This is a genomic window from Mesorhizobium sp. M2A.F.Ca.ET.039.01.1.1 (genome assembly GCF_003998035.1).
Classification (GTDB): Bacteria; Pseudomonadota; Alphaproteobacteria; order Rhizobiales; family Rhizobiaceae; genus Mesorhizobium.
In genome coordinates this window covers 1-9,152 of the sequence record NZ_RZRY01000213.1, presented here as the reverse complement: position 1 = coordinate 9,152, position 9,152 = coordinate 1, and the positions used below count along the sequence as shown (strand labels likewise).

At 59.6% G+C, this 9,152-nt stretch carries 7 protein-coding genes, 1 tRNA gene and 2 pseudogenes; 7 read left to right on the top strand and 3 right to left on the bottom strand.

Annotated elements, in window-relative coordinates:
- The 3 genes and pseudogenes from EOA24_RS42415 to EOA24_RS43085 form a co-directional block, all read left to right on the top strand.
- A pseudogene (locus EOA24_RS42415) lies at window positions 1-299 on the top strand (FAD-dependent hydroxylase); the annotation flags it as partial.
- A 269-nt stretch (window positions 300-568) separates the two neighbouring features.
- The gene (locus EOA24_RS43090) at window positions 569-1,717 is read left to right on the top strand and encodes a GGDEF domain-containing protein (RefSeq protein ID WP_245454738.1); all 1,149 of its coding nucleotides are present in this window, start codon (window positions 569-571) and stop codon (window positions 1,715-1,717) included.
- Window positions 1,711-2,376, top strand: a complete 666-nt coding sequence (locus EOA24_RS43085) for an EAL domain-containing protein (RefSeq protein ID WP_245454739.1) — start codon at window positions 1,711-1,713, stop codon at window positions 2,374-2,376. The genes EOA24_RS43090 and EOA24_RS43085 overlap by 7 nt, the downstream gene beginning before the upstream one ends.
- 1,454 nt (window positions 2,377-3,830) lie before the next feature.
- Here the strand turns inward: EOA24_RS43085 and EOA24_RS17470 are convergent.
- A complete protein-coding gene (locus EOA24_RS17470) occupies window positions 3,831-5,153 on the bottom strand; it encodes an integrase (protein WP_126057794.1) in 1,323 nt (440 codons plus the stop codon).
- Between the two features lie 114 nt (window positions 5,154-5,267).
- Window positions 5,268-5,357, bottom strand: a tRNA-Ser gene (locus EOA24_RS17465).
- A 327-nt stretch (window positions 5,358-5,684) separates the two neighbouring features.
- Here EOA24_RS17465 and EOA24_RS17460 point away from each other — a divergent pair.
- The 3 genes from EOA24_RS17460 (at window position 5,685) to EOA24_RS17450 (ending at window position 7,463) form a co-directional block, all read left to right on the top strand.
- Window positions 5,685-6,380 (top strand): 50S ribosomal protein L21, encoded by a 696-nt coding sequence (locus EOA24_RS17460; protein ID WP_126080686.1) that lies wholly within the window; start codon window positions 5,685-5,687, stop codon window positions 6,378-6,380.
- Window positions 6,381-6,479: 99 nt separating this feature from the next.
- Complete coding sequence (gene rpmA / locus EOA24_RS17455) at window positions 6,480-6,749, top strand: 50S ribosomal protein L27 (protein WP_040991608.1); 270 nt, start codon at window positions 6,480-6,482, stop codon at window positions 6,747-6,749.
- A 126-nt stretch (window positions 6,750-6,875) separates the two neighbouring features.
- The gene (locus tag EOA24_RS17450; RefSeq protein WP_126080687.1) at window positions 6,876-7,463 is read left to right on the top strand and encodes a GNAT family protein; all 588 of its coding nucleotides are present in this window, start codon (window positions 6,876-6,878) and stop codon (window positions 7,461-7,463) included.
- A 183-nt stretch (window positions 7,464-7,646) separates the two neighbouring features.
- Here the strand turns inward: EOA24_RS17450 and EOA24_RS17445 are convergent, their stop codons facing one another.
- Entirely contained in the window at window positions 7,647-8,510 is an 864-nt protein-coding gene (locus EOA24_RS17445) for an endonuclease/exonuclease/phosphatase family protein (RefSeq protein ID WP_126080688.1), read from the bottom strand.
- Between the two features lie 163 nt (window positions 8,511-8,673).
- On the opposite strand from EOA24_RS17445, the pseudogene obgE reads away from it, so the two are divergent.
- A pseudogene (gene obgE / locus EOA24_RS17440) lies at window positions 8,674-9,152 on the top strand (GTPase ObgE); the annotation flags it as partial.

Sequence of the window (9,152 nt, the reverse complement as noted above, 5' to 3'; positions counted from 1 at the left end):
GCATGCACCCGGTGACCGCTCACGGATTCAACATCGGTCTCAGCAGCCAGAAGCAACTCGCCCGTGGAATCATGACTGCGTGCCGCGACGGCCGCAATGTTGGCGACCCCGACATGCTGCATATATACGAAAGGCGGCTGCGCCTGTCGGCGGCGCCGCTCTACCATGCAACGAACATATTGATTGGACTCTACTCCAGAGACCACCTGGCGGCACGGCTTGCAAGGCATCTGGGGCTTCGCTTTGCCCAACATGTTCCCCTTGTCCGGCATGGGATATCGGCGGAGCTCCAGCGGTGATACTGCACCAGCAGTCGCATTTTTGCGCGTGCTGGGCGAGCGATGGGAGAGAGTGCATGATGCACCGGAGTAATCCTGCTCCCCGACGCTGATCTCCGATTGAAGAATTAACCCGTCCTTCAGGGGGGCTGCATAGGCTGCGGACAAGCAGGAGTAAGCAAGCTGACCCGTCCAGCCTTGGAAAAGAAGATCCGCTGGAGGCGAGAATCCTTCAGGACCAGCTCGCTGATCTGAGGGCAGGCCTTTTCGTCTCAATGCCGATAAGCATTGTGCTGTCCGGGCTGATTTTGACCGTGCAGGCCCTTTCCGGGAACGGTCTTGCTGGCGCGGCCTGGTTTTCGGTCGTTAATGCGATAAATGCCGCCCGCCTTGCACTCGCCCGTCATCAGTTGAAGGAACCCGGAGTCCAGGATGATCTGACACGGGTTTGGCTGCGGCTTCGCTGGTTTGGCAGGCTTGCTCTTCTGGCGGGATTCACCTGGTCATTCCTTGCCATCCTAACGGCTGGATACACGACGTCTCAAGCATCGCTGCATCTAATAATTCTGGCGGGCATTTCAGCTGGCGCGGTCACGTACGGCAGCTCATATGCTGCGGCAGCGATATGCTTCATCACACCGCCACTCCTCATTGCCGCCGCATGTTTGCTGACGAAGGGAGCCCCGGAAAACTACATTCTGGCTTTTGCCGTCCTGCTTTTCGAGGGCGGCCTGGTTCGATCCTCGTTCGTTGGACAAGCGCGCTTCCGTGACGCGAGCCGCCTGAGACATCAAGCCGAGCGGCTTGCCGCGGAAATGGAGCGCAATTCCAGGGAGGACCATCTTACCGCGCTCCTCAACAGGCGGGGCCTCGAACATGCAATCGATCAGTTTGAGAACACCGATGGACCCTTTGTGGCCATGCTGATTGATCTGGACGGGTTCAAATCTGTCAACGGTACCTACGGTCACAGAACGGGTGACGAGCTGCTTGCCAGGATCGCCCGCCGAATAGAGGAAGAAGCACCGGAGGGCTCAACGCTCGCCCGCATCGGTGGGGATGAATTCGTGCTGGTTTTTTCTTCGCGAAAGAATTCTCCTTCTCCCACCAATCTCGCGTCCAATCTCATAGCCAAGCTTGCTCGCCCCTATCCTGGGATCGCATCCGTCCGCATTGGAGCGTCTATAGGAATCTACTTGGCTGAAAACCCCGGACTGACGGAAATGTTGTTGCGGGCCGACATCGCCCTTTACACAGCTAAGCGCCGCGGCAGGAATGAATTTTGTCTGTTCGGTGCCGAGCTAGCCCGGGAACTGCAACGCCGCCAGTCAATCGAACGCGATCTTCATTCGGCGATAACGATGAGAAGCTTGGTCGCTTGGTTTCAGCCAATCGTAAGACTCGAAACTGAAGCGTCGTCGGTTTTGAAGCCTTGCTAAGATGGTCTCACCCGCTTCACGGTCCCATTTCTCCGCCCGAGATCATGACAGCGGCACGCGAAACTGGAATGCTTCAGCTGCTAACTCAAACGGTATTCGCCGACTGTTGCGCTCTTATCGAGGGCTTGGTCAAAGCTGACCGTCGTGATGTTCGTGTGGCGATGAATGTTTCACCGCGCGAGTTGGAAGCTGGCGATATTGACGAGATGATTCTTAATGGTCTGGCGGCAAAAGACCTCCCTGCAACGATGTTCGACATCGAGATTACCGAAGAAGCCCCAGTGGATCCGGACAGAGTGGATGAAAAGCTCGGCCAGCTTTCACATGCTGGCATTTCTATCGCGCTCGAGGACTTCGGCACCGGTTTTTCGACGTTGGCATCGCTCAAGGACAGTCGGATCAGGAAAGTGAAAATAGATCAGGGCTTCATTCGCGGCTTAGCCAAGTCCCGGGAGAATCGGCTGCTTGTCAAAGCGGTGATTGACCTTGGTAGGACGCTCGGGATCGAGGTCATGGCCGAGGGCGTTGAAACAGAGGCAGATCGGCAAACTCTGTACAAGCTTGGCTGCAGAACCGCGCAGGGCTTCCTGTTCTCTAAGGCAGTGCCTCTCCATTTGGCACTTGATTCGGTAGTAAAAGAGCACGCGAAGGAGTTGTGACCGGCCTCTCCGTCCGTGCTGCTCGCGGAACTTTCATGTGGGGTGGACCTGACGCGCGAAAGCCGTTTCGGACGGTAGAGTTATTACGGGGGCGAAACTGAGCACGTGGTTTGGATAGCAGCAATCCGGTCCACCGGCGCACATGCAGCGGCTTCATACAAGCGTTCAAGTTGCGAGATGAGCTTGAGTGAACGACGTCGGAGAATTGCGTCCCTTGGACGCTGGTTTCGCGGTTCCCGTAGGATTCGATTACGGGAAGCGTTCTTGGCTGCTTCTCGGCTCAGCGCTCATCTGGATGAACAACGTACCCGCGGTCAAGGTTTTCGCGACCTCAACCCAGTCACCATCCCGCAACAGCAGCGGTCGGGTCCTGATCAAGCGCTCAGCCTCAGCACAGGTGCTGGAGCAACGGTAGAGCGCGGAAAACGTGTATCGGAATGCGCTGGCTCACCATAGGAAGCTGCCACGGCATGTCGAATGTCCCCAGGGGGCGGGACCGTTCCCTTGCATTTGTCTCGATGACGGGCTCTCAAAGCTAAAGCCAAGAGAGCTTTATAAAAATCGCACCCGATCGGCTGCGCAACGACGACCAGCTGAGGCCCGATCGGGTGCTAAGGTCGTGCCAAAAAAGGCGCGTCACTGTCGCATTTCTAGCCGGCTTGCGATCGGACGTCATCTCTTGGCGATCGTTGCCCCTTCTCTCAAATGCGCTTAGCGGCGCCGACGGCGAATAGCGCAAGCTTTTCCACCCGTTTCTACTCCACTACCGAGACTCGTCACCAACCTCCTTTTATTCGCTTCCATATGGCCCATCCTGTCTCCAATCGAGGAGGAGCGCGAACATGGGCCAAGCCGTAGAACGTCTCAGTCTCGGGAATTCTTCTGCTCGCCAAACTGCCGTTGTCACCGGCACCATATTTGGCAGGGTGACAGTGAACGACAAGATATCAGGCGTTCTTGTCTGGGCTGAACTATGCTTGCAAGCCATAACCCAAAAATCGCCGATCCCTTTGAATTCGAGCCGGATGAATGGGTGTTTCAAAATTTTTGGCGGTTTTAGGCAGAACCCTCCGATGGCCCGCGTACCGGTCAAGCTTCGTGAGCACTTTAGGTTCGTCGATCAGGCATAGGTTTGTATCCCATGCCACATGCTGGCCGTTTGCCTAGTTCGGAAGCCCTCGAGAGGCGTTGCTCGTCTTGGTATGGCGTCGCCCCTTTTTCCGATCCATCGGCCACGGAGCTAGAATGCTGTCTAGCTGTTGCCGCCTACTTGGTCATCCGGCATGGAGATGCCTATATACCGACCTTCGAAAGGCTGGAATACGAGGTCGAACAAATGCGGCGGAAGCTCGGAAATCGCGAGCGAGCGCAGCGCGTGCTGGCCACGCTCAACCTAAATGGCTCGGACAGCTGGAGCCGTGAGGTTGGTTCTCAAGGCCTGGATGGCGCCGCAATCACATTCGCCCGGGCGGGGTAAAAGCGATTTTTTGAAGCCACTCGCGCTTTTGCGCTAACGAAGGTCCCGCGCCGTATTTGGGCCGGATCCATTTGTGGCCCATCAGAGAAGCAATTACCTTCTCCGGCGCCTCAACTGCCGTCAGCCGGTCCTCGAAAGTGTGTCGCAGGCTATAAAGACTATGCTCGGAAGTCGGCAGAAGTTCCTTGCTGGCGAGCACCTTGTTGACGAGCGCTGAAAGTGACGCGGCCTTGTCGCGATAACGAGGAAAGCCGTCCGGATGGAGCTTGATGGCTGCAAGTGCGCCGCCAACCAAGGGAATGTCACGGGCTGAATGACCGGTCTTCAAGCGACGGCCATTGGGGCGCACCCGCACATGCGGGATTTCTTGATCGAGGTGGATTGTTTCGGTGGTGAGGTTTGCCGCTTCAGAAAGCCTGAGTCCGGTATCGGCAATCACATAGATTAGATGGCGGGCTTCGTCATTGAGTCCGTCGAGCGCGCCTTCAGCGAGTATCTTCTCCTGAATGAACTCCGCTGTGAACGCAGCGCGTTGCCCGGGGACGGCGCCGGAAAGACGCAGGTTTCGAAAAACCGGCTCCAGCTTGAGCTGGTGAGTCAGATCGACGACGCGCAGCATTTTCGAAACATGGCCGATGTCCTTGTTGGCCGTACCGATATCAAGTCCATCCTCAACGATCCGCTTTTGCCACCACTCGCGGAACGCGATTGCGTCGTCCCGAGTGAGGCTTGCGATCTCCTTGTCGCCAATGACTCCAACCAGATTGGCAACTGCGCGCTTTTTGGGGTTACGCCATTTCTTGATTTGGTTAGGCGACATGGTCAGCAAGTTCTGTTGCTCGATCGTCTCGAATTCCTTGATAAGACCGCTCAGGCGGACCGCTGGCCGCTTCTCCCCACCCATGACGGCCGAGACGTCCTGCGCGTCCTCGATCGATTTTTTGTCGAGGAGCAGCTTGATACGGGCCATGAGTTCGTCGAGCGGCCCCGCTGCTAGTTCCTCGTTAGAGCGATAGGCCAATCCAAATGACCGCGCGCGCTTCCTCGCGGCTTCGAAACGCAGCCCCGCCTCGGCGGATTGGCCTTCCCGCAGTCTACGCCAATACGCCTCCAGCCCCGCGCCGAGGCTTTGCACTGCATCTCGCGCCCGTACACCGCGGGGATCGTCAGCCACGGCGACGCCCGTGGAAATGCGTACTAGGCAGCGGCGATCAAACGCCGCGAATTCCTTCGGCACCCTGCGGACGAGATACCAGATGCCTTCACGTTTATGCGGCTTTGGCGCTGCGGAACGTCGCATTATCTTTCTCTAATGTTACACAGTTTGTTACACAGTCTAAGATAAGTTTCGCTTCGCGCTGGTCAAGCGCAACAAGGAAGCTTTTGAAAGGAAACGATTATTATGGAAGCTAAATGGCGGAGAGGGAGGGATTCGAACCCCCGATACCCTTGCGAGTATGCCGCATTTCGAGTGCGGTGCATTCGACCACTCTGCCACCTCTCCGCGAGGTCATGGTCGGCCGTTGCCGGCGCGGCGCACTAGATAACGGCTGACTGCTGGAGTTACAAGGCCCTATTCGAGCGAATTCCAGCTTCCACGAAAAGCAGCGGCGACGGCACACCCGCCTCCTTTGCCGCCGGCATGGCTCGGCGTGTCGTCCGGGCAGGCCTGTTTGCCTTGACTCCAACGCAACCTTCGGTTAGGGACAGCCCGCATTCGGCGTGGAGGCTCTTCCGCGCCGCTTGTTTTTTGAACCCGCAGACTGACAAAAAGACGGCCGAACCGCCCGAGGCGGTTCATCGAGGCCGACCGAACAGCGAAAGGCAAAAAATGTTCGCAGTCATCAAAACGGGCGGCAAGCAGTATCGCGTCGCCGCCAACGATCTCCTGAAGATCGAGAAACTCGAAGCCAAGGTCGGCGATATCGTCGAGATCGGCAATGTGCTCGCGCATGGCGAGGGCGAGAATGTCACCTTCGGCGCGCCGTTCGTCGATGGCGCCATGGTCACGGCGGAAGTCGTCGAGCAGGGCAAGAACCGCACCGTCATCGCTTTCAAGAAGCGCCGCCGCCAGAATTCGCGCCGCAAGATCGGCCATCGCCAGCTTTTGACCACCGTCCGGATCGCCGAGATCCTGCTGGGTGGCGCCAAGCCGTCGAAGAAGGCTGCCGCGAAGCCGGAAGCCAAGGCAGAGGCGAAGGCTGAAGTCGCCGCCGAGGCGAAGGCCGAGGTGGCTGCGAAGGAGCCGAAGGCCAAGAAGGAAACCAAGGCGGAGGCCGCTGCCGGTGAAGAGGGCAAGGCCGCGCCGCTGTTCAAGGCGCCGAAAGGCGAGCCGGACGACCTGACGGTGATCAAGGGCATCGGCCCGGTGGCGGCGAAGGACCTCGCCGAGCAGGGCATCATCACCTTCGCGCAGCTCGCCAAGCTCACCGACAAGGATGTCACCAAGATCGACGAGCACATGCCGTTCAGCGCCGACCAGATCAAGGACTGGCGCGAGCAGGCCAAGGAACTGGCGAAGAAGTAATTTTTCCGGCGACGATCGTCGCCGGTACGGACTTGAAACGGAACGCGAACGCGTTCATAAGACCATTCAAGCGCCTCAGGGCGCATCGGAGTTAGTCAAATGGCACACAAGAAAGCTGGCGGTTCGTCGCGCAATGGTCGCGATTCGCACTCCAAGCGTCTGGGCGTGAAGAAGTTCGGCGGCGAAGCCGTCGTCGCCGGCAACATCATCATTCGTCAGCGCGGCACGCAATGGCATCCGGGCACCAATGTTGGCATGGGAACGGACCACACCCTTTTTGCGCTCGAAGCCGGCGCAGTCACCTTCAACAAGAAAGCCAACGGCCGAACCTACGTATCGGTGAACCCGATTACCAAAGCAGCGGAGTAGCCGGTTCCGCACCATAACACCGGCGCCCATCTCGGGAACCGGTGTCTGGCCAGGCCAGGAAAAGGATCAGGAGAGATGGGCTCGCCCTCTCTCCTTTTTCATTTTTTCTTGCCCTGGAGGACTAAAATGGTTGCCGAAGCGGAAGACACCGAAGACGAAAGTTACGCGATCGATTGCCCGGCGCTGGCCACAGAGCGGCTGGTCATGCGCGCCCCGCGCGAGAGCGATCTCGAGCAACTCGTCACGCTAGCCGACAACCGACATGTCGCCGAAATGCTGGCCCGCATGCCGCACCCCTATGGCGAGGCCGAGGGCCGCACCTTCCTTGCCATGGCGGCGTCGCGGCGCGCCGGCATCGTCTATGCGCTGACGCTCAGGGAGAGCGACATTTTCGTCGGCTGCGCCGGCCTGAACACGACCGACCGCGGCCTGGAGCTCGGCTACTGGATCGGCGAGCCCTATTGGAAGCGCGGCTACGCCACCGAAGCCGCGCATGCGCTGGTCGACCTCGCCTTCCAGCGGACCTCGATCCAGGTGCTGCATGCCTCGACCCGGGTGATCAATCCGGCCTCGCGGCGGGTGATCCACAAATGCGGCTTCCAGTATGCCGGCCAGGGCATGCTGAATTCGATCGTCGCCGGCCAGGTGCCGGTCGAGCGCTATCGGCTCGACAGGAAGACATGGAACAGTCTCCGCAACTGGATCCACTATTGATCGGTGCTTCGGAAGGTTGAGCGGCGCGCCCTTACCCGGATTGCCAACCGAATTGCCAGGGCAATTCGGGTCAATCCGACCGGTCTCCAAGGGGAGAGGAGCAGGTAAGCGCCGGCGCCAACCTCTTCTCCCCTCGGGGAGAAGGTGGCCGCGTAGCGGCCGGATGAGGGGGAGTCCCGCGACTCAGCCCAGTTCGGCCCAGAGCGGGAGGTGGTCGGAACCGACGGCGTCCCGGTCGGACCACAGGCGCTGCAGCGATCTGGCGAGCGAGGCGCTGGTGAAGATGTAGTCGATGCATTTGTGGCGGCTCTTGTCGGCGGGTCGCTCAGGATCGACCCAGGTGACGAGGTCGGCGACCGCCAGACGCTGGGCGACGTCGACGGCGAGATCGGCGGTCAGCGGCATGCCGAACTCATGATCCGGCCGGCCGGCGAGCTCGACATATTCGGGCGAGCCCGGCAGCATGTTGAAGTCGCCCATGACGATGAAGGCTTCCGGATAGGGCAGGTCCGGCAGGCCGATCTCGGGAATGCCCGACAGGCCGCCGCCTTCCAGCGCATAGTTCAGGAGGCGCTGGCGCAGGAAACGGATCTGACCCTGGCGCTCGACCGGGCTGCGATGGTCGAGATGGGTGGAATAGAAGCGGATGAAGCCAAGCGGCGTCTCGATCAGCGCTTCCAATGCGCCACGCTGGAAGTTCATGGTCTCGAGGCTGCGGCTGCGCGGCAGAAGGAGATTGCGCGACAGATGAATGGGCGTCTTCGACAGCACCATGTTGCCGAGTTGGAAGGTCCGGGTGACGGCGCGGCCGGCGTCCACGCGCGAGCCGACATTGACCTCGAAATTGCTGCCATAGGCGGCAAAATAATCGGGCAGCGCCTCGCTGATCTCGGCCACCATGTCGCGGTCGCCGTTGCGCGGGTTGTTGCGGGTCACCTCCTGCAGCGCGATGACATCGGCGCCGCGCACCGCGTCGGCGATGCGCCCGACATCGTATCTGCCGTCAAGGCCGATGCCGTATTGGATGTTGTAGGAAACGATCTTCATTCCCGCGCCTCCCAGTCTCGCGCGCAAACAGTGCTATCGCGTCCTTGGCCCAAGGGCATCAGGCGCTTTAGTCGCAAAACGGGCCTCGCCCTTAGCTCCGCCTTGGTTTAAGGCATGCCTTAGAGCAATCGCTCATGGACATCAGCAGAAACTTGAAAATCCGATGAAATTCCTCGATCAGGCCAAGGTTTACATTCGTTCCGGCGACGGCGGCGCCGGATCGGTGTCGTTTCGGCGCGAGAAATTCATCGAGTTCGGCGGCCCGGATGGCGGCGACGGCGGGCGAGGCGGCGATGTCTGGGCGGAAGCGGTCGACGGGCTGAACACGCTGATCGACTATCGCTACCAGCAGCATTTCAAGGCCAAGACCGGCATGCACGGCATGGGCCGCAACATGACCGGCGCCAAAGGCGCCGACATCACGCTGAAAGTGCCGGCCGGCACCCAGATCTTCGCAGAGGACAATGAGACGCTGATCTGCGACCTGACCGTGGTCGGCCAGCGCTTCCTGCTGGCCAAGGGCGGCAATGGCGGCTTCGGCAACCAGCATTTCAAGACCTCGACCAACCAGGCGCCGCGCCGCGCCAATCCCGGCCTGCCTGGCGAGGAGCTCAGCATCTGGCTCAGACTCAAGCTGATCGC

Coding starts and splice junctions, on each gene's coding strand:
- EOA24_RS17460 (WP_126080686.1), top strand. CDS start 5,685: ATGTTCGCAGTCATCAAAACGGGCGGCAAGCAGTATCGCGTCGCCGCC.
- rpmA (WP_040991608.1), top strand. CDS start 6,480: ATGGCACACAAGAAAGCTGGCGGTTCGTCGCGCAATGGTCGCGATTCG.
- EOA24_RS17470 (WP_126057794.1), bottom strand. CDS start 5,153: ATGCGACGTTCCGCAGCGCCAAAGCCGCATAAACGTGAAGGCATCTGG.
- EOA24_RS17445 (WP_126080688.1), bottom strand. CDS start 8,510: ATGAAGATCGTTTCCTACAACATCCAATACGGCATCGGCCTTGACGGC.
- EOA24_RS17450 (WP_126080687.1), top strand. CDS start 6,876: ATGGTTGCCGAAGCGGAAGACACCGAAGACGAAAGTTACGCGATCGAT.